Below are 24,693 nucleotides of genomic sequence, written 5' to 3'. Positions count from 1 at the left end.
AATAAAAATGATAATTAAATCGTGTAATAATATCATAAGGGTTTGTGCCATAACTATGTTGCTTTTTTGTTTAGGTTTCGAAAAAAAGAAAAACCCCCCAATTAAACCACAAATTATTCCGACTCCTTTTCATCAAGAATTAGAAGATGGTGTTTTTATACTAAATGAAGAAACGGTACTTCAATATGATGAAGATTTAAAAGAAACTGCCAAATATTTTGATGCTTATATAAAAAAAGGAAGAGGTAATTCTTTAAAATTGACTACAGATATAGAAAAAAACAGTATCATTTTAGAGAAAGACGAAACAATTATAAATGACGAAGCATATCGTCTTTTTATTTCGAAAACTGATATAAAAATACAATCAAGTACCGAAAAAGGAGCTTTTTATGCCATACAAACATTACGACAATTATTACCCGAATGTTTCGAAAATGGCTCTTGTTCTGAAGAAGAGTTTGCGATTAAAGCAATGACAGTTTTAGATGCTCCTAGATTTTCGTATCGCGGAATGCATTTGGATGTGGGTAGACATTTCTTTTCTATTTCAGAAATCAAAAAGTATATTAATATGCTTGCCATGCTTAAGATGAATACATTTCATTGGCATCTTACAGAAGATCAAGGTTGGCGTATAGAGATAAAAAAATATCCAAGACTTACTGAAATTGGTGGATATCGTGAAGAAACATTGATAGGTCATTATAACGATCAGCCGCATCAATTTGATGGTAAACGTTATGGAGGGTTTTATACACAAGAAGAAATTAAAGAAGTAGTAGCATTTGCTACATCAAGAAATATTACTGTTATTCCGGAAATAGAAATGCCTGGACACTCTCAAGCCGCAATTGCAGCATATCCTGAATTAGGATGTTCTGGCGAAGAAGTTAAAGTGGCTACTAAATGGGGTGTTTTTGAAGAGGTGTATTGTCCCAATCAAAAGACCTTTGCTTTTTTAGAAAATGTACTGGATGAGGTAATTGATTTATTTCCTGGAAAATATATTCATATTGGTGGTGATGAAGCTCCTAAAACGAAATGGAAATCCTGTAATCATTGTCAACAATTGATAAAAGAAAAAGGGCTTAAGGATGAACGTGGTTTGCAAAGCTATTTTATAGCTAGAATGGAGAAATACATCAATAGCAAAGGGAAGCAGATTATTGGTTGGGATGAAATACTCGAAGGAGGGCTTGCTCCTAATGCCACGGTGATGTTTTGGAGAGGAACGGATGGAGCCATTGAAGCGGCAAAAGACGGTCATGATTTAATACTTTCTCCCACCTCTAATTGTTATTTTGATTATTATCAAAGTGATAATGAAAATGAACCACTAGCAATCGGTGGATTTTTACCACTCGAAAAAGTATATGATTTTAATCCAATTCCAGAAGGGATGAATGCTTCAGAAGAAAAGCATGTCTTAGGGGCACAAGGTAATGTGTGGACAGAATATATGCCTACATATGATAAAGTAGAATATATGGCTTTTCCAAGAGCAATAGCACTAAGCGAAGTAGTATGGACAACTGATAAAAATAAAAACTATATAGATTTTGTGTCTAGGTTAGCTAATTTTAATAATAGATTGGATACTCTGGGTGTGAATTATGCAAATCATTTGTATGAGGTTAATGGAAACCTGAAAAATGAAAAAGAACAACTCCTTTATAGTTTAGAAACCTTAATGAATGATAATACTATCCGATATACATTGGATGGTAGTGATCCTATTGGTTCCTCTGAAGTATATGACAAACCGTTATTAATCCGTAGAGATATGAATATCAGAGCTGGCGTATTTAATAATGATAAGTTGTTGGGAAATGTCTTTACTCAAGAATTGGATTATCATAAAGCAGTTGGTGCTGAAATAACGCTGAATGTTGCACCGCATAAAGCATATAGCGCTGGTGGTAAGGAGGCATTAATCAATAGTGTCAATGGAAGTAACACTCGTTTTGGTGATAAGGAGTGGTTGGGTTTTTGGGGAGATGATCTAGAAATTATGATCGATCTAGGTAAAGAGATAGAGATTTATAAGGTTTCTACTCGTTTTTTTGAAGCAAATGGGCAATGGATTTATAGACCTGAAGGAGTTAAAATCTCATTGTTGAATGAACATATGGAAAACCAACTTGAAGTAGGACTAGAGCAATTATTTCAAAAAGACACAAAACTAACCACTCAGGTTATTCAGAATTACGGAGGAGAAAAAGCTAGATATGTCAAGTTAGAGATAAAAAAATATGGGCTGATCCCTGATGGACAGCAAGGTTCAGGAAATCAAGCTTGGACTTTTATAGATGAAATAGTTGTAGAATGAAAATAGAAATTTGTGCAAATTCATATCAATCTGCAGTGAATGCCGAAAAGGCAGGAGCTGATAGAATAGAATTGTGTGTAGAATTAGCAGTCGGAGGAATTACACCATCACATGGATTGATTGAAAAAGTAGTCCAGAAATTATCGATACCAGTATTTGTGTTAATAAGACCAAGAAGTGGAAATTTCACGTATACATCAGATGAGTTTGATGTAATGAAGAAAGATATCGAATTTTGTAAAAGTATCGGTTGCAAAGGTATCGTTTCTGGTGTTTTGAAGAATGATAATACTATTGATAGTATTAGAACTCAAGAATTGATAACGCTTTCTAAGCCATTATCATTTACCTTTCATCGTGCATTTGATTGGGTACCTGAACCGTTAGAATCTTTAAAGCAATTAATAGCTATTGGAGTAGAAAGAATATTAACTTCAGGACAAGAAGCATCCGCAATAGAAGGTATAGAGTTGCTTAAAAATGCATTACAACTATCAAAACCCAACTTGATCATAATGCCAGGAAGTGGAATCAATGTAGAAAATGTCTTGACATTTAAGGAAGCAGGTTTTGAAGAAATTCATTTTTCTGCAACTTCTCTAGAACAAGTAATGCAGCATCCAAAGGTTACAATGAATAGCATTCGGTTTTTTGATGAAACCGTAGTAGCTACATCTGACTATGATAAGATGATAAGGATCAAAAACCTTCTATAATAAAATCTTTTGCGATAAATTAAATCAGGTTATTAAATATCAGTAAGTTTCAGGTATTTGTAAAACTGATGTACGGTAAGTACTTTTTTAAACTCCTCATTCTGAAAATAAACTATATTACTTAAGTTCTTTGTTTTTTCATTAGTTGAAGCATTGGACTGAATTACTTTGTTAGCCTTAATAGAATATTTTATGATTACTTTTTTTATACGATCACTAGCATAATTACTAAGATTAAGTTCTTGCTGTAAAAGAACTGCTCTTTGTTCCGCCAGCTCTTCTAACCTTTTATTTACTTCCTCTAGTTGTGCTTCCACTAATTTCAATTTCTCTTTCGGATCTTGGTCTTCAACTTGTGGCTGTGCTATACCCGTAGTACAAATAAAAAGTAATAGTAAAATTATAAAAGCTCTCATGACGTTTGATTGTTAAGTTTTCTTTATAAAATGTTAAAATCAGGGAGTCAAAAATATTAATAATTGATTAACAATGAGTTAAAATGAACAGATACTCGACAAATGTTAATTTTTTTTCGATAAAAAACCTGAAAATGAAAGGTTTTGTGTTTGTTGTAAGATGGAAAAACCGTAAAAATTATGTTAAGAAAAGTGTTTTAGTCAATTTTTTTTAACGATTTCACCCTTTCAAAAGCCGCTTTAGATGTTTTAAATTTAACACCATCAATCATTGTGAAAGAGGTTTTTATATAGGAAATAATAGTATCAGTTTTGGTGTTGCCAAAATGAACCTGAGTGATTATTTTAGTAATTGAATCAGAGAGTATTTCGGGTTGTCCGATAAATTTAATCTGCTCTATTTCTTTTATGTTTTTTAGATTAAATAGTTTTGTGTCTTTCTCATGAGCCTTAAACTCTGGATGCTGCTCCGCAAGTATTTGCTTGTCTAGATGATCTTGTAATTTTTCAGAGATTAAAACAGCATATGCATCTTCTAATATGTCAAATGAGGCTTTTTCTTCTACATAAATTTCATCAGCAGCTGTTTTGTTAATTTCCATCATTTTGTTAGAGCTGTTTGCACAACCTATAAGCAGTAATGATGATATGAGATACACAAATTGTTTCATGATTTCACTCGGAATTTTAGTTTCACAATTTGCCCTTTATATCTTTTGGATTCAATGATTTCAATATTTTTCAAACTCTTTATAGGCGTAGTAAGCTTATCTATAAATTCATTTTTTGAGTATACTTCGATACCTAGACCAGATGGCAATACCTGAAATATGGTAGCGTCATTAGCAATCATTTTGGATAATTCATTTTTTCTGTTTTTCCAATCTTCAAGTTTACCATTAGCATAATAATGTAACATTAAAGCATAATCATCTGTACTAACTGTTATGTTTTCATTAATAATGGTAGAAACAGTTCTAAAGATGGTATCTGTCCTATGATAGGGTGATTTGATTATAAAATGAATGTAATCATCTTTTGTACTCCATTTAAAACATCCAAGACTATCGCTTTTCACATAAAAAGGAGATTGTTTATCATTCAATATTATAATATCAATAGGATTTTTGGTAATGGGTAGATTTCTGTCCTGATCAATAAAACAAAAGCTAAAGGTGTGTGCTTTTGGGATTAAAAAGTAAGCTGAGGTAATAAATACAATCCCGATTAATAAAAAAATAACCAATTTGGGAATTAAACGATTTTTTTTCTGAATTTTCTTCTGAGAATTCGGCGCTTTAAAATGAGCCCAATTTTTATGACCACAGTATTCGGACAGCATATTAAGGATATCTACACGCGGTAACTTTTCTGTTGTATTTTTAAAATAACTGTAGAAAGATTTTTCACTAATACTACCCTTTATTTGTTTCCGTAAATCTTCTTGAAATAAAATAATATCCTGGCCTTTCCATTGAGAAATATCATCACTAGAGGCAGTATTCTCCTTTAAAAACTGTTGAGTAACCGCTTTTTTAAGATGAGAAAATGCTATGTGTTCTTCAGGGTTTATAAGATTATTGTTTTGATTGTTAGGTTCTTGTGTTTTGTAAAATAGTTTACAATGGTTTTACAAAGGTAATACAAGAGCACCCGTTTTTATGATACTATGTTTGTTTTCAGTTTAACAAGGTAAAAACAATAAATATGAAAACAAAGACTATTAAAAAAATCGGATTTATACTTCTTGGATTATTCTTTTTAGGAATAAGTTCTTGCAACCAATATCCCAAAAGAAGTTACACTGTTCATGAGAGTATTGTTTTAGAAGAAAAAGTGGATGCTACACAAGATTTTGAAATTCAGAATGATGATGAGACGTATAAGGAAATAATAGAGAACGCTTTTAAAAGAGCCAGTCTAGCTCCATTATCGACTTTTTCTATTGATGTAGATAAAGCTTCTTATAGCAATATTCGTAGAATGATCAATAACGGTCAGGAAATCCCAAAAGACGCTGTAAAAATTGAAGAAATGATAAATTATTTTAAGTATGATTATAAACAACCATTGGATCAACATCCTTTTGCTATTCATGCAGAATCAGGATTCACGCCCTGGAATGAAGAAACACAATTAGTCAAAATAGGCATAAAAGGAAAAGAAATACCTACAGAAAATTTTCCTGCATCTAATCTGGTATTTTTAATTGATGTTTCTGGATCTATGAATGATATGAACAAATTGCCATTACTAAAAAAGGCATTTAAACTCTTGGTAGCGCAATTAAGAGCAAAGGACAAAGTATCTATTGTAGTATATGCAGGTGCCGCAGGAGTGATACTTAAACCTACAAGTGGGAAAAACAAAGAAAAGATACTAGAAGCATTGGATAATCTTCAGGCGGGAGGTTCCACAGCTGGAGGAGAAGGAATTAAACTTGCTTATAAAATTGCTGAAGATCATTATATCAAAAATGGAAATAATAGAGTAATTCTGGCAACCGATGGCGATTTTAATGTAGGAGTTAGCAGTGATGCGGGGATGAAAGAATTAATTGAAGAAAAGAGAGAATCTGGAGTATTTCTTACCTGTCTGGGTTTTGGAATGGGAAATTATAAAGATAGTAAACTAGAAACACTAGCAGATACTGGTAACGGTAATCATGCATATATCGATTCGATGCAGGAAGCTCAAAGAGTTTTGGGAACTGAGTTTGGAGGAACATTATATACGATTGCAAAAGATGTGAAAATTCAGGTCGAGTTTAATCCTGCAAAAGTGCAAGCATATCGTTTGATTGGTTATGAAAACCGATTACTGAATGATGAGGATTTTGTAGATGATACTAAAGATGCGGGAGAACTTGGTAGCGGACATACAGTGACAGCGTTGTATGAAGTAATACCAATTGGAATACAAAGTAAATATCTTAAAGATGTTTCAGATCTAAAATATTCGGATAAAACTGTTGATACTACATATGGAGATGAGTTACTTACGGTAAAATTTAGATATAAAAAACCAAAGGAAAATCAAAGTATAGAAATAGCTCATATACATAAAACCGAAGGGAATGAACAAACGTCAACTGATTTTAAATTTGCTGCTGCTGTAGCTTGGTATGGTATGAAGTTGAGAGATTCGAAATATATACAGAATAAAAATATTGAAGATATCGCCACTTTAGCGAAAAATAATAGAGGGAACGATGAACAGGGATATCGAGCAGAGTTTGTAAGATTAATGAATAGTTATGATAAAGCGAATTAATATGGAAAGTGAGCATATGAGATTGATTAAGAGCTTCTTAATAATATGTCTTTTGCCATTGGTGCTTTCTTGTTCTCAGGCAGGAAAAGAGTATAGCGATATATCGGAAAGCCTTCCCATGGATGAAATTGAAGAGACTTCTATTCTGAAAACACAGGAAAAAGAAGATGAAACGAATATAAAAACTGAAAAAGAAAGTATAACCAATAAGTTAAGGATAATTAAAAATGCAAATTGTCGCATCAAAGTGAGTCATGTGGAGAAAGCTACTTTGTTATCAAAAGAGATCGTTTCAAAGTTTAAAGGTTACATTTCCAATGAGTACTTTACCAATACTAATTATGCTAAAGAAAATAGATTTACAATTAGGGTTCCCAAAGAGAATTTTGATAAAGTATTGGATAGTATCTGTGCGATTGCGGATTTTGTAGATTATAAAACTATAACGACAAAAGATGTAACAGAAGAATATGTTGATATTACATCAAGATTAAAAACAAAGCTAGAAGTCAAACAACGTTATGAAACAATTTTAAAGACCAAAGCAAATACTGTAGAAGATATTTTATTGACTGAAGATAATTTAAGAATGCTTCAAGAAGAAATAGAAGTAGCGCAAGGACGGTTGAATTATTTATCCAACCGGGTTTCTTATAGTACTATTCAGTTTGAAGTATATGAAACGGTTATTCCTATAGAAGAACCAGATGTGTACCAACTTAGTTTTTTAGATAGAACAAAAAATGCAGTATCCTTTGGTTGGAATCTATTGGAATATTTAGTCTTGATATTCTTTTATATATGGCCTTTATGCTTGTTGGGAGCAATGTTTTTTATTTATTTTAAATGGATAAAAAGATGAAATAATTTGAATAAAGCGCATTTGTCCGATGCGCTTTATTTTGTATTTTGCGACAATGAAGGAAATTCTGGCTAGATATATCCCTGAGCGTGCTATAGAACCAGCTTTTGATCTGATTGTGAAGTGTAATGTTCATCTGAAAATTGTTAATGAACGTGCCACACGTCATGGCGATTATCGAAAAATGCCAGATGGAAGACACTTGATAACCGTCAATTCATCTCTTAATGGATATCGTTTTTTGATAACGTTGATTCACGAAATCGCTCATTTAGTTGCTTTTGAGAAATATGGACGTTATATCAAACCTCACGGAATAGAGTGGAAACGAACCTTTCAGCAGTTGATGTTACCATATATTAATCCAGATGTTTTTCCGTCCAGATTATTGCCTGTGATTGCTAATCACTTTAAGAATCCAAGAGCAAGTAGTGATACGGATGCAAAATTATCATTAGCACTAAAACAATATGATCCTGAGAATGATAAAAATTATATCTTTGAAGTACCTTTAGGAAGTAAGTTTAGGTTATATAACGGAAAGATATTCCAAAAAGGAAATAAGCGCGTTAAGCGCTACGAATGTGTCGAAATTAGCACAGGTAGAGTGTACCTGTTTAACCCCAATGCTGAAGTCGAATTACTAAATTAATTATGAACAAAAATTATTACGCCATTTTGATGGCTGGAGGAGTAGGATCTCGATTTTGGCCTGTAAGTACTACAGATTTCCCGAAACAGTTTCACGACATGTTAGGAACAGGAGAAACCTTGATTCAGCGAACGTTTAATCGCTTAACAAAAATTATCCCAGCAGAGAACATATTTATACTGACTAATGAGCGATATAATGATTTGGTGTTAGAGCAATTGCCAGAAGCAGAGCAGCGACAAGTGGTTACTGAACCAGCAATGCGTAATACAGCTCCCTGCATACTATATGCAGCATTAAAAATCCAAAAAGAAAATTCGGATGCAGTTATGGTAGTGGCACCAAGTGATCACTGGATTGAAGATGAGGATGCGTTCACTGATAATCTAAAGCAAAGTTTTGACGCTTGCTCCGAAAATGATATACTAATGACTTTGGGTATTCAACCTACCTTTCCGAATACAGGGTATGGATATATACAATACAATAAAGAAACTAATGCAATTAAAAAAGTAGCACAGTTTACAGAAAAACCGAATTATGAAACTGCTAAGCAATTCTTGGATCAAGGGAACTATCTCTGGAATGCAGGAATCTTTATTTGGAGTGTAAAAAGTATTGTAGACGCGTTTGCTAAATTCCAAAAAGAAATGACCACATTGTTTGAAAAAGGGTCACTTATCTATAATACAGAGCAAGAGAACGATTTTATTGCTAAAAATTATCCGCTTGCAGAAAATATATCTATAGATTATGCTATTTTAGAGAAAGCAGAAAACGTGTATGTACTTCCGGCTACTTTTGATTGGAATGATTTAGGTACTTGGGGTTCATTATACGATAAATTAGATAAAACAGATGCTAATAACGCAGTGGTAAATGCCAGGGTTTTGGCAGAAGATGCGTCTGGTAATATGATCAGAACCTCTGGAGATAAAATTGTGGTGGTTGATGGACTAGAGGATTATATTATAGTAGATGAAGAAGAAGTACTGCTGATTTACCCTAAAAAGAAAGAACAAGATATCAAACAAGTACTTAAAAAAGTAAAAGATACCTACGGAGAAAAATACGGATAATATGGCAGAGAATACTCAGGAATCTAATGATGAGATTCAGGATAAGAAGGTAGAAGAACATAAAGAAGCAGTAAAACAAGATGCTAAAGGATTATTTAAAAGTGCGGTCTCTTTTTTAAGAGAGTTGTTAGATTTTCGTCATGATACAGATAGAGATAGCACTATAGAGTTAATTAAAGCAGATATACCATTTAAAGGGGCTACAGCTTGGATTTTGATATGTTCTATATTTATTGCCTCTATTGGTTTAAATGCTAATTCAATTCCGGTTGTAATAGGAGCGATGTTAATATCACCCTTAATGGGACCTATTTTGGGAATAGGAATGTCTATTGCAGTTAATGACATTGATACGCTAAGAAAATCGTTAGTTAATTTTACTGTGATGGTAGTTCTTAGTATCCTCACAGCTTGGTTATTTTTCTTTTTATTTCCGTTAAAAGTAGAATCTTCAGAATTATTAGCTCGAACAAAACCAGATATTAGAGATGTACTAATAGCTTTTTTTGGAGGACTAGCATTGATTATTGCTAGAACAAAAAAAGGAACCATTGCCAGTGTGATTTTTGGTGTGGCAATTGCTACAGCTTTAATGCCTCCACTTTGTACGGTTGGATTTGGATTAGCTATCGGGAACTATGAATATGCTTTAGGAGCAATGTTCCTGTTTACGATTAATACTATTTTCATTGCATTAGCAACATTTATTGTATTAAAGTTACTAAGGTTTCCAATGCTTCGATATGCTAATTCGGCGAAACGTAAACTAACTGCTCGATTAGTGTCTTTTACAGCTGTATTAGTTATGATTCCTGCTATTTACACCTTTATTGTTACCTTAAATCAAAGTAGGATGGAAGGAGATTATGATCTTTTTATATCACAAGAAATTGAAGGAAACCCTGATTTATACCTTAGAAAGCCAATCCCTGACTATGATAACAAAACTATAAAGTTATTTTTTGATGGGGAAATTACAGAAGCTACCAAAAGTGACCTTGAAAATGAAATTCTTAAATATGAAAATATAAGTGATTTTAACTTAACAATCAGAGGTAATAAAGCTAGAGGGATAGACCAAATTTCTAAAGCAAATGATCGATATATTGTGGAGATAAATCGTTTAGAAACGGAGAATGAGGCATTATTAGATAAAGTCGAAGATTTAAAAATAAGACTTGCACTTATGGAAAACCAATTAGCTGAGGCACAGAAGGTAATTCCTGTAGATGTATTACCCTATAACAATATTGCTAAAGATGCTAAAATCCGTTTTCCGGATTTATCCGAACTGGGATATGGAGAAGTACTACAATCTAATTTCTTAAAAGTTGATACGGTAAAAGTTATCTTTCCACAATGGAAATTCCAAGTATCGGATAGTTTAAATGATGTTAGAAATAAAGATCTCCGAGAGTGGATTACTGGTGAGCTGAAGGCTGATACGTTGTTGGTGAGGTGATATTTCTAAGTATTCCATTACAAAATAGTAGATGGATAAGAGATTTTTTACCCATCTACTGTCAATTTTTAGTATTTGTAATCAAGAACTATTGATAGAAGTTGATTTTTTAGTAATGTTTTAAATATAGTCATCTATCACTTTGAATTTATAAACTTCGAAGAGTGTTTTTTATTCCATAAATTGTAGTATTAAAGTTTACTTTTTCTTCTAACAGGTTGCAAAATTCGTAGTAGCTAATTATCATCTATTAGTGATTTTTCCAGCTCTGTTTACCAGCTTAATAAAAGGACTTCTCCAATGATTTGAATATTTACTATATTGAGTACCGGTCATAATGGCCCTGTCCATGAATTTCCAATCATAAATAATCCCTCCATTTTTTCTGTCTATAACGTCTAAGAAACCTCTACCATTACTTCCTTTAAAATAAACATTTGTTCTTAATCCTTTATCTCCATAAATCCCTTGATATTTTCTCAATATTTTTGTTGCATGAGCATGCTTTCTTATCCCTAATAACCAAGCAGGACCTTTAGTTTTTGCAAATTTTGCCTCAGCCCTAATTGCTGCTTTTGAAATTAATTTTGCATTCCTACTTTTTGATATAAGCTTTGCCCCCCAACGAAATACCTTAGCAGCACCTCCAACAGGAACAACAGTCGTTATTAATTCAGTCATAAACATAGGTACAGCGGACCACTGTTCTCTAGATTGAGCATAAGCTCTTCTATAGATACCTTCATTTTTAATACCAGTTCTAATAACTATTCCTGACAGTAATATAGTACTATTCCATTCCCCTTCTACAAAACCAAGTGGTTTTGGAATAGAAGTATCAATCCCTTTTCTACTGACGGATGGAGGATCTCCTACCTGAGTCATACCTCCATCTGGATCAATCAAACTAATAGGGTTATTACCCATTCCTAAATAAGGAGAACTAAATTCTCCATAAGGATCTGTCGTTAACCATCTTCCAATCCGACCATCCCATAATCGTAACTGGAAGCTTTCTTTTCCTGTCTCTGGGTCTTTTTCCTGCCCTTGATATGCATAACGATATTCTTCAGACCCAGTTAAAGATTTATTAGGCATCACCATCCCAAAGGGGTAATAATCGGAAGAAGATGTAAGATCTCCATTATTCCCGACTACCGCACGTACATTGCCTAAATGATCGGTAAGTTGGTAAGAGGTTGCCCCTTCTTTTTTATATACCCCAATTCTTTCTGATCCATATATTGGGTATTCTGCTGGTTGATTATCTCTATAGATGACCATAACTTTACCAGTAAAATCTCTTACATAATGTTCGGTGTAGTTACTTATAATAGATTCCTTTCTCAACCTATGTCCTAGACCATTATAAAAAAACTTAACTAATGTTTGATTATTTTTTCTTACCTCTGTGATCAAACCTGCCGTGTTATAAACATATTTTACGTTTTCTGACACGTTTTCTACCAATTGACCAATACCGTTATAAATATAGTTATCGCTATTTTGATCTTTGATATCATCTACATTGGTGGTGCTTGTCACAGTATCGTCTACCCTTAGTAACTGATTAGGTTTATCTGTTTTATACGTATAGGATAAATCATCCATCGCATTGTTTCCGTCTTCTGTATTTTTGTTTCGATGTAAAGTTTGTATATTTCCATTAGCGTCATAGGTAATTCCACTAACGTTATAATCACCGTTGTTATTTTCTTGTAAACCATCAGCATTTATAATTTTTCCTTTTATCACAGTTCCTGAAGTTGTTTTAAAGCCTGGTAAAAAACGAATGCTGTTGGTAGCTTCATAATTTTGTGTGCCGGATACAGTGCTGTTCTTTGTAATATCCGGAGGGATGTTGCTATTAGAAGGTGCATTATACTCCCCATATTGTGCATCGGTCAGCCAATTATTACGATCATATTGATATGAATATACATTTTGTGCACCTTGTAACGGTTGGTAACCATTATTCCAGCGTATTCCTTTTATATTTCCATTGAGTTGATCTGTACCATAGGTAGTGGATTTAATATTATTCAATCCGCGCATATAATCTGATTGATGATAGTCAATGGCCATCCCAAAGAGATCATTTGCGTCACCTCCCGGATCATGAGTAGTATTTAAGCTAGGATGGTTAATGCTTTTTAATTGCCCAGCTAAGTTATAGACATAATCTACTCCCTGAATCCCACCACCAAGCTCCATACGTTTTAAAGCTCCAGTTTCATAATAGGTGTAATCAGCATGGGTAGTGTAATTTATATCATCTATAGAAGTTTCTACTTGCACCAAACTGTAATCTTGTGGATTATAAGTGTATCGATGAATAAAACGTTCTGCCGTATTATGGCGCTGAAAATAAACCTTAGTCACACTGCCAGAAACAGGATCATATTCGTAATCGATGGTTTTTGTTCCCAAGCCATTTATTTTTTGAACAATCCACTCTACACGTCCATAAATATCATAACTATACCAGCTTGTTGTGGTTGTTGGATTTAGTGTCTGCGTGCTGGATACATTACCCGATACAAAGTTTTGAGCAGTATAATGAGATGATACATTTCCTAATGCATTATTAAGGCCAGTTAGGTCCGGTACATCATATGTAGTAAGTACTTGTTCTTTTTTACTGCCAGATGGAAGAACTGCATCAGGATTAGTTGTTGAAAATCCATTGTTAATAATTACACCTCCTTCTATCGGTCTGCCAAAACTATCATAATTGGTGTACGAAAATTCTCCAGCTGTACGCTGTTTGCTATTTTGTGAATAACGAATTTGTCCATCTTTACGATACTTAAACCAAACCTCTCCTTCATCAGGACTGGAACTATGAATCAATTGCCCCAAAGTGTTATATTCGAAGGTGCTCTCTAGGTGAATTAGCGGTTGTTTAGATGAAATTAATCGTCCAGTTTTATCATATTCATTAAGACTATAATCATAATAATTCTCTTTATAAGTTATTATAACCGGATTAGTCTGAGCATCATAGTTTTCTAAATCATTTACACTTATTCTATAGAAGCTATTAGGCATGGATGCTGCTGCTGAGGTTGTGGTTTCAGAAATCAGATCATGAATAGTAACAGAAATACCAGTTGGTGTAGCTATTGAAAAACCCATATTATTCCCACTTGGGACATGCAAATCTATAAAACCTTGCTCGCTTATGGGAATTGTCATAGTTCTGGTAACTGTTCCTCCACTTCGGGCTGAAGCTAATACTTTTCCATCAGTATCTGCGAACACAACATTTTCTACTCCATGAACATCCCTAGATATTGTCTTAATGGTTTTAGTAGTATTGTATTTTAAATCATTAAATGCACTACCTTGAGAAAGTTCCTGAGAAGCAGGCATACTGAAAACATACGATTGTGGCCATGCACCACTAACCTTAGTACCACCAGCTGTTCGTAAAATTGTTCCCGGATTTAAGGTGCTATATATAGTACCTGAAAAGGGATAGTCTGTAACATCCTGGTATGCTTCGGATGTATTGGACTCACTATAATACCATCCTAGAGTGCTCGACTGATTACCAACAACTGGAGGAGTATCAGGATTGTTTTCAAAATCAGATACATTGTAACTACTACCATCCGTTTTTAATATAAAGTCTTCTTTATAAAGAATGTGACCATCGGTGTTTACCGGTGCACTTAACGTTTGTATAACTGCTCTTCCTTGATCATCATAAAGCGTTTGATTTGCCCATACTTTATTCGTTAAAATATCAAGGCTTTGTGTTTGTATAGGCCTACCTAAATTATCTGCATACGATTTAGTTTTAGAAGTGCTTTCACCATTTGCATTATATGTAATGGTCAATACAGTATTAAAAGGTTCAATGGTATCACTGTCATTAGAAGGACAACCATTATTTGCTACCTCACCAGATTCATTAGGACATAAATCGGTATTATTAGTTACGTAACCTGCAGGCTTTATGCTGTAATACACCTTATCATTAGGATCTCCTAAACCATCATTGTCACTATCTTTATAGAAGTGTTGAGGAGGAATATTAGTGATATTTGCTGTTGTGTCATTATAATCCCCAAGAGGAAGTAGGGTTAGGGTATAACCATTTCCTGGACTGCTACAAGCAACTCTGGTCGATACTGCATAACCATCTCTATCTGCATCAAGGTACCATGTTCTTTCTGTATCAATTGTATAATTAATAGTTCTTACAGGCCCCCAACAATTGGTTTGCGTGTTTTTTCCTCGTAAATAATATACTGTTCCAGTGGTTCTATCAATAGAACGTTCAGAATTTGACGTACTAGAACCGGAGGAAGTGTTCTGCCAATAATAAACTGTATTAAAATTGATTTCTTGAAACCCCTTAGTAATCCTTGTGTATTCACAGTATTTTGTTATTACAGGAGTTACTGCTATTTCAGGGCAATTGCTACTCCCTTGTTCCGAGCCTTCAATAATTTGCGTAAATCCAACCAAACTTAATAAACTAAAAAAGATCAGAAGGATACTTTTTATCTTATATTGATTTTTCATCTGTTTTATTTTTAAAAACTGTATCATTTTTGTGAATATGAATTTTTCTCTTTTATTGATGATTATCTCCTCCTCCAGAGCCATCATCACATTCATTATCGTTTCTAACGGTGCGTAAGGATTGCCCAAGATTAGAATATTGATTATCTGTAACGATGAGTCTTACCCATCGAATATTGCATCCAGAGAGGTTGCTCCAAGTAAATGTAGGGCTAGTACTTGCCGGTGTGGATTGAAAATCAGTACTGGATGATCCAATACTCTTATACCATTTAAAACTATAGTTACCAGAACCACCAGTTGCTTTTCCTACAAAAGTTTGATGAGTTGCGCTTGAAGATCCATAGGTGACAGAAGCAAAAAGAGGGTCAATTGTGCTAGCATCCTCTAGGGATTCGCTATAGGTATATCGATGTTCCGCTATTTTTTTAAGACCTCCGGTCAGGCCTATATCATCCGCGACCTCACTATGGGTTTGGATTAGTCTTCCAACCGCATCGTATGTATACGTAGTTGCCAAATTGTTACTTCCCAGTATCGCAGAAAGTTCATCCCACTCGTTATATACATACGTTGCCATAGCAGATTGTACAGGGTGTATCCTAAAATCATCAAAATAAGTGCTTCCTGAAGCTGATCGAACATATACCGTTTTTGCGGCTGTATCCCAATCGACATAATGGTTTAGTAATACCCAATCACCAGCTATAACTTTTTCTCCATTAAATGATTTTAAGCTTTTTCCGTCATATACTCGAGCTTTTGTATAATTATTCTTAGACGCCCATACCGATATTTTATATGTTCCAGATCTATGTCCATTGGGGACATTGGTTCTAAACCCTTGTTGACTACTTATATTTATTGAGTATTTACCCGTATGCGCTTTTGTCTGAGTACGACCAATTCCATAAATTCCATCATCAAAATTAGAACCAGATATATATTCTGCTCCGCTATAATACATTTCATTATAGGCAGCATTTCCAACAGCAATGGTTTTGGTGTCTTTGTCTCCCATTTTGAGAGCAACACGGTTGTTGTTTATATCTATTGTTTCTAAAGACATTGAAAATCGATCGTACTTAGAAACTTCAGATAATAATTTCCAATCTGTAGGTTGATTCGTAGCATTTACATTCCAATTAAATCCATCATCGGATCCTGTAAACCCTACAAATAATCCATCGGTATTTGTTTGACCATCCCAGGTATACGTTTTATGTTTTCTCCAGATGTTATGCTCCCAGTTTTTCCAAGTAGTAATTCCAACTCCGGTTTCTATCCAGTTTCCTGATTGGTTTATATAACTTTTTGTCATTGCCTCCTGCGTCAACATATTCTTGTTATTTATGTTGTCTGTTTTACTACCTAATACAGGATATTTAGTATATGCAGGGATAACTTCAGTTTTAAATTCAGTTCCATCACTACTTTCGGTTCTGGTTTCTAATAATTGAGCGGAAGTATTATCATATTTGTCAAAATAGGTAGTACTAGAAAAACCACCTTGAATAGTCGTTGTAGATTCCAGAACACTTGGGTATACTATTCTCGTAGAAGAGTTTACCAACCATTTATCTGATTCATTTGTATTAGACACATAATCTATTTCTTTATACGTTTGGAATGACTCTTGAGTCACTCCCTGAGTAATGTTTTCAGGGGATTTATAATTATTGATCGTCTTAGTGATTAACTGTCCATAACTGTTATAGCTAGCAGTAGATAATAATTGTCCCAAATTAGACATATTGTCTTTAATTATGGTGCTTTTTGCCTCTACGCGTACATTATTGCTGGTATTCAAAACAGTTGGTTTTTGTCTTATGTCAGCTTCCAGAATATCAGCATACCCGATAACTATATCTTTATGTTTTACAGGTAATACCTTAAATTCATATTGCATATGACCAAGTGATACATCATTGTTTCCATAGGCAGTAGTTTTTACATGACCGTACATAGGTATTGGAGGTGGGAGTTCTATACCATATGGAACCTCTCCAGTTACTTCATTAACAAAAGGGATGTAACTTACTACACCTGATGTAGTATTTGTTCCTGGGTAATTATAATCATAGGCGGTTGTATATTCTACAATTCCATCGGTAGTCTTAATACTTCTCACTCGTATACCAGTAGTAAATTCTTGTGAAGGGAAATCTACTTTACTAACATCAGGTGTTGTCGAAACATCAGAGCAAGTTCGTCCATCATAGAATACACTGGTTCGCGTTTTTCGAGGGTTATTAAAACGAAGTTTTAGCTTGTAACCTCCATTGAGTATCTGAGTAACTGTTGCCATATCGTTATAAGATTCATAGGTAAACTCAGTTCGTGGATTTGGTAATGGGTCGCCATTTATATCGTGTTCTGTTTTTTTACAAGAGCGAAGTTTTCTATAGGTAATACCTAATTGAGTACCTATAGTAGCATTGTAGGCTATGAAGGGATCGGTGGATGATTCTATAAAGATTTCATTCTGACCATTAGGATTTGTCGCAGGAAAAGACAATTCATGATTTGTAGCGGAAGTAAAGGAATCAGGCTCGTATTCGATTTGAATCTTTCCTCCAGTAGGTACCTTTATTTCGCGTAAACTCCAGTTTTGAGGATAATTCCTATTATATCCCCATTCATCTTTTTGGTTTAACTGATAACTTCCTTTATTATATTCAAAACTATAAGGAGGCATTAATTGTTGTCCTCCTTTCCCTTTAAAGGTAAGATGTTTTAAAGAAAGTCTCCCATTAACCCCACCAAAAGTATAAGGCGCACCATCAGCTAGTTCATAACTATAACCAGTGAAATCAATAATTTTTAAAGCTTTGCTTCTTAAATTATCCCAATTGCTAAGATCTTTTCTATCCAAAACATTATCCTGAAGACTATACCGTATGGTTTTAGTTCCTCCTCCTTCATATTTAGGATCGTAAAAGGTTAATACATGATTATGGTTAGAAGGTGGAAAAGAACTTAAATCACTGGAATTCGTTTTTGTAACTCCAATAGCGTCCTCATTTTTTAATAAAATGATTTCACGTAAACGAAGTAATGCCTGAGCTTTAAAATTTAATGTAGTTTTATTGTTTTTGTCTAAACGATGTTCATAGATTTGTCTTTTTCCTTGGCTATCGTTTCTTTCTTCTTTTATAAAAAGAGCGGTATGCGTCCTAGTATTGATCTTATCGAGATAGTAAATTTCTTTTCGCCCCCATGTATAATTTTTAATATCTGGATTTTGGCGATCTGTGTTATATTCTTTACCATGAGGAGCATACCATATATAACCATCACTCCATTTACCATACTCCATATTTACCCAATATCCATAATCACCTTCATCAGCTACCTTATTTCCATTAGTATCCACAAAATCGGGTCCTGTTACTGCAGTTAACAACCAATGTGTAGCATATTTTTCTAACTGTCTTTTTTCGAAAAAAGCTTCATCTTCATCTGGTTTCCCAGCTATAAAACCAAATTGCCTAGAAACGACTTCATGATTGTAGACCGGTAAAGCGTAGTGATAGGTTTTACCATCTGGAGAAGTTATTTTAAATGCTCCAATTCCATCAGGTTCAAACAAATCGCTATCCCCATAATTAATTGAAGTATTTGGTTTTAACAGACCACTACTAAAACTTGAATTATTTGCCAGTTCCTTATTGGTAAATGACTCTACAAATCTACCTCCTTTTTTATGAGAAATCTCAGTAGACGGAGCGTAATTAAGATATCCAAAAATATCTGTAGGCTGGATATTTGTTTTAAAATTTGCAGGCTCAATTAATAATGAAGATGAATATTCATTTTCAAAATGAAAATTAGGATTTATATTAAAACCTGATGCAGAATTATCTTGTATTTTATAAGATATTTTATAATCATTATCATTGCTTTCAATATCCTTTGTAAACCCCAATAACGCGCTGTTTCTATATACACGAGGTTTCATAGAACCAGATAATCCTTGAGCGGTTACTCTGTAATTATCGTAATTAGGGAATACTGCATTATTATTATCAAGCTCAACAGCCGTAGAATTACCACGAAAATCTACCTCATAAATATCATTAAAAGCTACTACATTCTTTGTATAAATAACAGAATGAGGGGTATTGTTATGAACATGATTTTCATCAACTTCATGTACTCTAGATAAACCATAGAAACATAACCATCGCCCTTTAGTAGTTTCCGTATTCTTAAAATGAACAGGACCTGTTACTGAAGTATTCTCTAATTTATCTAAATCGTATGTTACTTTTTGATAGCCAAAACTTGCGGTAATCATACCTTCTCCTGTAGGAATCACAATTGGTATAAAAAAACCACTTTTTTTAATGTTATAATCACTTTGTGAAACTGCATTCTCAAACGCAATATTAGCTCCGGCACCTACTCCGTTAACTTTCCCTGAAACACTTACTCCTTTGGAAGAGAAATTAATCCCAACGCTGTTTTTTTTGCCTTTTTCACCAGCACTATAACTGGCATTAACGGATATATCGCCACTCCAACTGGAATTTAACCCCAAACCAACATTTTGGCCCCAATAACCACTACCATTGGTAGTTGTTTTAGCATCAAAACCATAACCAACATTGACCCCAACACCATTTGTACCGATACTTCCTCCTATTGAAAAAGGAGAATAAGGGATACGCGTGGAAGCATTAACAGAAGCTCCATCGGTACCCACACTAACACCAGCACTTGCTAATTCACTCAGGGCAAAACCATAACTAACGGAACCTCCAAAACCTCTATCATCAGAATATGATAAAGATAACCCCACTGATAAACCACCACTTGAAAAAGAGGTGTATCCTAAGCTTCCTGTGTATGTACTGTTTTCTCCTCCGGCGTCATAGAAATACTCTTTAAATCTAGCGTCATTCCAATCATCGGGATATCCATTTACAGAACGATTTATCGCACCAGGATTTAATGTCCATCCTAATCCAACCCAAGAGGCTTCTTGATCCATCGCTATACCGGCATGATATGATAATGATAATGGATATCCTCCTTCTGGAGAAGGAACATTTAATAATGGCAATACATATGCTAAATCTCCTGTTGCCAGATTTACCATATCCGAAGCATCTACTGGTTCAAAACTAGATGCCTCAGGTGCTGCAGGCCCGTTGTTATTTGCTAACAACATATTATAAGGCACAAAAGACTGTAAAAAATTGAGTGTTAAAAACACTGCTATGACTTTATGTGAAAATTTTGTTTTGGACATAGTCAAATCTTTATTTTGTTATTTACTTGTTAGTTCTTTTCTTGGTTTCGTTACCAGAAAATCACTTTTATGGATAAACGTTCACAAAAAACTTGGTAATGTTTTTATTTGAAATCTAATCCAGGTTCATTATTTAAAGGAGTGGTAGGGATTTTAAAAGTAATCTCCCCGGTAAACAATCCAATATCTTCAATACTCAAATTGACATACTCTTCTTCTACTAATTTCTTATCCCTTGGATATACTAATAGCATATTTGTACTAGTACCCATTCCATACATTCTAGGGTAGACATAATCTAACATGGTGATAGTATCTTTTTTTGAGGTGTACAGATGTACACGTTCTGTCATTCCGAACGCCAATTGATTTACCATTGCCCCGAATTGATTTCTATTACCAGCTACACTCGTTAATACTTCTTGATTGTTTTTAGACATCCTCAAGTTGAAATAGATATACTTCTTATATTTATTTCTAAGACTATCAAGTACTATTTCTGAAGAATCAACTGTAAGTTCTTGCTTAACCAATAAATCAGTGGGTCGATACGTCAATGAGAAATTGATACCATTCAAAGATTTATATTGGACATATTTATTAGACTCTTCTTTCATGTAATCCAATAATGCTTCTTCTGAAGCAAAGGTTTTTTGATTACAACTTGTAAAAACCGATCCGATAAATAGTACTATTATGCATAGTTTGTGTACTTTTATTATTTGCATCTCTTGATTATTATTGCTTATCAAACAATAAATTTTTTACTGTGTTATTTTCCTGAATAATTTCTGTTAAGTCCTTTAAGGATTTCTTCAGTAAGATCAGAAGCCTTATCTGCGTACATAATATTTCCACTACCACTAGCTCCAAAAATGAGTTTATACCCGTTGTCCTTACCATATTCTTTTACATAATCATTAATATCATTAATGACAGTTTGTGTTATCTTTTGATCTTCTTCTTGTATCTGTTTTTGTATAGCCTGCTGATAATTATTGATTTGTTGTTGTTTATTGGCCAAAAGCTCTTGTTTTAGTTCTATCTCTTTTTTAGACATAGAGATTCGTTCCTTTTCATAGTTCTTTAGTTCCTGTTGCCAGTTGGTAACTAAACTATCCACATTGGCTTTTAATGTTACCGCTTTTATATTAAAAGTTTTTCGTTCTGTCTTAGTACGATTGTAACCATCCAATAATTTATTAACATCTACATACACTAATTCGGATTCTGATTGGAAATAAAAAAAAGAAGATATGAAGGTCATTAATGCCATTAATGATATGAGTAATACTGATTTATTCACCATCTTAAATTGCTTTTTGAGTTTTTGTTTTAGGTTATTAATGGTCTTTTTTCGTTAAGTACTGTTCTAGTTTAGATAATCGGTTTTTTAAATCCTGATTAATTCTATTCTGTTCTTCATGCTTCTTCTCTTGTTTCAGCGTATACAACGTTAACTCTTCAATTTTTTCTAAAAGTTTCATGTTCATAATACCTAGTTCTACTCCGTTAGCTTCCATTTCTTTGGCGGATGGAATATTAGGTAAGTGTTTGTTTTTTAGTATGTATTGCTGAAGTTTTTCTAATGACCATAGTTTATAATCGTTTGCAAAAACATAATCTGGACCAGGTACAGAGAGATCTACCAGTACTTCTTCTACATGGATTTTACCTTTTACTGTGAGCTTAGCATCCGGCGCATTAGTTCCAATACCTATATTTCCATTACTTAGTAATCTCATTTTTTCAAGACCATCAAACTCCCAACGAATGTGATTTGCATGATTGGTGTTAATATCTGTTTTCAGAGATTTGGAGCTTACATTTAACCTTAGGAGACTACTTTTTGTAAAAACAGAATAATTATTATTATGCTGCCAATACGCTATAGAAGTTTCATTTAAACCATCATTCCCGATAGCGGTAAATGATTTGTTGACTTTAGTTCCTGATAGTATTGCAGAAGCATCATATTCTAACCAGAATAAAGAAGCTCCTTTATTTATGCTAGAACCACTCATTCTTTTACTACTTAATTTTAATATTGACGATTGACTATCATTAGTATGTCTGTTGAGGTTGTATTGAACATAATTATGGTCAAAGTCAACATTAAAAGAAGCTGAACTCGAGTTATTACCATTGTTAATTTCGAATATTGAAGAAGGTGAAGTTGTTCCAATACCTACGTTTCCTTCTGAAGGAAATGTGTTTCCCGCATTAATACTTCCTAAAACATTCACAGATAAAGTTCCTTGAATACTTTCTGGAGCAATAACTAGTGGTGATGTTGAGATTGGATTCCCATAATAAGATATGGTTTTAGAACCAGCACTATTCCATTGAATAGTAATACTGGTAGGGCTTTGATTTATAATAATACCTCCATTTACTGACCAATCGGCACTGGGAATACTCATTCCTAATGGCGTCGAAATATCATACCCCGATGTGCTATCTATAGTAACTTCGGTATTTCCTGATATGGCAATTATAGTAGGTGCAACAGGTGGATTTGCTTCAAGTGTATTAGGACCAGAACCGTTTTTAGCTTGTAAATTTAAACCGAGGATGACACAAAAAAAAAGTAATATACTATTGCCTTTAAACATTGATAAAGGGCGATCGTTTTTTTGAAACTGAATCTGATTTTTCATTTTTTTAATTTTCTTATTTTGATGAATAATAATGACCTATGATTTTGACTAAATATTGAGTGCTACAGATATTTATTTCACTCTATTATTTTATAATTTAGGATTACATTTTTTTGATAAATTGATAATTGTAATTGATTGACAGATGGTAAAATTATATGAAGTGAAAAGAATTTAACCCACCCTTTATGGGTGGTTTTTTAAAAGGGCATAAAACCTAAAGAGGACGTAGTAGTTACAATGCGACGCGATTATGTTTATTTTTAAGAGTAGACACTATACCATTTTTTGACTCTATAACTTTATGATTTTTAGTTTTAAATACAATCGTTATTTTTGATAGTACCATGAACGCTGAAGTATTACAACATATTGAATTGCTCGTCGGAAGTATCGGAGTTATTTTAGGTCTTTTTTTTGCTGGATTCTTGCTTGCCAATAGACAAAAGTTATCCGAAGCAAATATTTTCTTATCTATTTATTTAGTAGCATTTAGTCTGCGAATAGGAAAATCACTCTTTCATAATTATTTTGAATTAGATGCAACGTTGCGGACTATGTTTCTAGCTACATTGCTTTGCGTGGGACCGGCTATATGGTTGTACGTTTTATTTCTTATTAAACCTAAAACGCAAAGTCGTACTAAAAGTTACTTCCACTTTTTACCTTTCTTTATAGCATTAAGTATCTGTTGGTTAATCCCAAATAATGGATCTTGGATATTTGGAGTATATTATGATTTTTTGATTGTCCATATGGGAACTTATATTGTGTTTTCTCTAGTGTGGTTATGGAAACAAAACAATGAGATTGAGGCTACAGAAGGGATAAAAGTTTTGAGTTGGTTGCGCTATTTTTTATTCTTAAACCTGATATTCGTGGTCGTTTATTTTTTGATTTCGGAATTAATTATTCCGTTTTATATTGGGATTTCTTTCTTATTCTCTATAGTCGTAATCTCTTTATCATTTTGGGCTCTAAAAAATCCTTCTCTATTTATCGTTCCAGTAGAAAAATATAAACAATCGACTTTTGACACTAATGAGGCATATAAATTGATGGAAAGATTAAAGACTTTTATGAATGATGAAAAGCCATTTTTAGATCCAGAAATGACACTTCCTAAACTAAGCGCAAAGTTTAATATGTCGACTAATGAATTGTCTCAGGTTATCAATCAGGTCGAATCTCTTAATTATTCACAATTTATATCAAAGTATAGAGTCCAGGAAGCACAAAATTTAATGAATGCACAGGCGTATGCTAATATGACTATTGCGGCAATAGCTTATGATAGTGGTTTTAATAGTATTTCTTCTTTTAATAGTTCTTTTAAAAAGCATGCTAAAATGACTCCGATTGCTTATCGCAAATCATTAATACGATAATTCATTTTTTTTCGGAATAGTAGTGCCAAGATTATGATGTTGGTAGGTTTTTCATTTTTT

16 protein-coding genes are annotated in these 24,693 nt (G+C 33.6%); 8 read left to right on the top strand and 8 right to left on the bottom strand.

All coding sequences use genetic code 11. From position 1 onward, the window contains the following. The first annotated feature begins 55 nt into the window (after window positions 1-55). Window positions 56-2,332, top strand: a complete 2,277-nt coding sequence (locus Q0975_RS25415; protein WP_299442740.1) for a family 20 glycosylhydrolase — start codon at window positions 56-58, stop codon at window positions 2,330-2,332. Further along, complete coding sequence (locus tag Q0975_RS25410; protein WP_299442737.1) at window positions 2,329-3,048, top strand: copper homeostasis protein CutC; 720 nt, start codon at window positions 2,329-2,331, stop codon at window positions 3,046-3,048. The genes Q0975_RS25415 and Q0975_RS25410 overlap by 4 nt, the downstream gene beginning before the upstream one ends. A gap of 32 nt (window positions 3,049-3,080) precedes the next feature. Here Q0975_RS25410 and Q0975_RS25405 read toward each other — a convergent pair whose 3' ends face one another. From Q0975_RS25405 to Q0975_RS25395, 3 genes are all read right to left on the bottom strand, one after another. Continuing rightward, window positions 3,081-3,464: a hypothetical protein gene (locus tag Q0975_RS25405; RefSeq protein WP_299442734.1), complete on the bottom strand. Its 384-nt coding sequence runs from the start codon at window positions 3,462-3,464 to the stop codon at window positions 3,081-3,083. Between the two features lie 197 nt (window positions 3,465-3,661). Beyond that, a complete protein-coding gene (locus Q0975_RS25400) occupies window positions 3,662-4,135 on the bottom strand; it encodes a hypothetical protein (protein WP_299442731.1) in 474 nt (157 codons plus the stop codon). Further along, window positions 4,132-4,806 carry a hypothetical protein gene (locus Q0975_RS25395; RefSeq protein ID WP_299442727.1) on the bottom strand — a complete coding sequence of 225 codons (675 nt, stop codon included), beginning with the start codon at window positions 4,804-4,806 and terminating at the stop codon, window positions 4,132-4,134. The genes Q0975_RS25400 and Q0975_RS25395 overlap by 4 nt, the downstream gene beginning before the upstream one ends. Before the next feature lie 365 nt (window positions 4,807-5,171). Between Q0975_RS25395 and Q0975_RS25390 the strand changes: the two genes are divergently transcribed. The 5 genes from Q0975_RS25390 to Q0975_RS25370 are packed head-to-tail and all read left to right on the top strand — an operon-like array spanning window position 5,172 to window position 10,792. After that, window positions 5,172-6,737 carry a VWA domain-containing protein gene (locus Q0975_RS25390; protein ID WP_299442724.1) on the top strand — a complete coding sequence of 522 codons (1,566 nt, stop codon included), beginning with the start codon at window positions 5,172-5,174 and terminating at the stop codon, window positions 6,735-6,737. A gap of 1 nt (window position 6,738) precedes the next feature. Continuing rightward, window positions 6,739-7,599 (top strand): DUF4349 domain-containing protein, encoded by an 861-nt coding sequence (locus tag Q0975_RS25385; protein WP_299442721.1) that lies wholly within the window; start codon window positions 6,739-6,741, stop codon window positions 7,597-7,599. A gap of 55 nt (window positions 7,600-7,654) precedes the next feature. Then, window positions 7,655-8,251 carry a SprT-like domain-containing protein gene (locus tag Q0975_RS25380; RefSeq protein WP_299442812.1) on the top strand — a complete coding sequence of 199 codons (597 nt, stop codon included), beginning with the start codon at window positions 7,655-7,657 and terminating at the stop codon, window positions 8,249-8,251. Window positions 8,252-8,253: 2 nt separating this feature from the next. Then, on the top strand, window positions 8,254-9,330 hold the full coding sequence (locus Q0975_RS25375) for a mannose-1-phosphate guanylyltransferase (protein WP_299442718.1): 1,077 nt from the start codon (window positions 8,254-8,256) through the stop codon (window positions 9,328-9,330). Between the two features lies 1 nt (window position 9,331). After that, window positions 9,332-10,792 carry a DUF389 domain-containing protein gene (locus Q0975_RS25370; protein ID WP_299442715.1) on the top strand — a complete coding sequence of 487 codons (1,461 nt, stop codon included), beginning with the start codon at window positions 9,332-9,334 and terminating at the stop codon, window positions 10,790-10,792. A gap of 243 nt (window positions 10,793-11,035) precedes the next feature. Here the strand turns inward: Q0975_RS25370 and Q0975_RS25365 are convergent, their stop codons facing one another. From Q0975_RS25365 to Q0975_RS25345, 5 genes are all read right to left on the bottom strand, one after another. Further along, complete coding sequence (locus Q0975_RS25365; protein WP_299442712.1) at window positions 11,036-15,328, bottom strand: RHS repeat-associated core domain-containing protein; 4,293 nt, start codon at window positions 15,326-15,328, stop codon at window positions 11,036-11,038. Between the two features lie 52 nt (window positions 15,329-15,380). Continuing rightward, complete coding sequence (locus Q0975_RS25360) at window positions 15,381-20,585, bottom strand: hypothetical protein (protein WP_299442709.1); 5,205 nt, start codon at window positions 20,583-20,585, stop codon at window positions 15,381-15,383. Window positions 20,586-20,689: 104 nt separating this feature from the next. Next, the gene (locus tag Q0975_RS25355; RefSeq protein ID WP_299442706.1) at window positions 20,690-21,313 is read right to left on the bottom strand and encodes a hypothetical protein; all 624 of its coding nucleotides are present in this window, start codon (window positions 21,311-21,313) and stop codon (window positions 20,690-20,692) included. A 44-nt stretch (window positions 21,314-21,357) separates the two neighbouring features. Then, on the bottom strand, window positions 21,358-21,894 hold the full coding sequence (locus Q0975_RS25350) for an OmpH family outer membrane protein (protein ID WP_299442703.1): 537 nt from the start codon (window positions 21,892-21,894) through the stop codon (window positions 21,358-21,360). 34 nt (window positions 21,895-21,928) lie between these two features. Then, window positions 21,929-23,245, bottom strand: a complete 1,317-nt coding sequence (locus Q0975_RS25345; protein WP_299442698.1) for a tail fiber protein — start codon at window positions 23,243-23,245, stop codon at window positions 21,929-21,931. A 347-nt stretch (window positions 23,246-23,592) separates the two neighbouring features. On the opposite strand from Q0975_RS25345, the gene Q0975_RS25340 reads away from it, so the two are divergent. Beyond that, window positions 23,593-24,633: an AraC family transcriptional regulator gene (locus Q0975_RS25340; RefSeq protein ID WP_299442695.1), complete on the top strand. Its 1,041-nt coding sequence runs from the start codon at window positions 23,593-23,595 to the stop codon at window positions 24,631-24,633. The last annotated feature ends 60 nt before the right edge of the window (window positions 24,634-24,693 follow it).

The sequence above is a fragment of the uncultured Aquimarina sp. genome (genome assembly GCF_947500065.1).
GTDB lineage: Bacteria > Bacteroidota > Bacteroidia > Flavobacteriales > Flavobacteriaceae > Aquimarina.
Note: the sequence above shows the minus strand (reverse complement) of the source record. Positions and strands in the feature narration are given on the sequence as shown.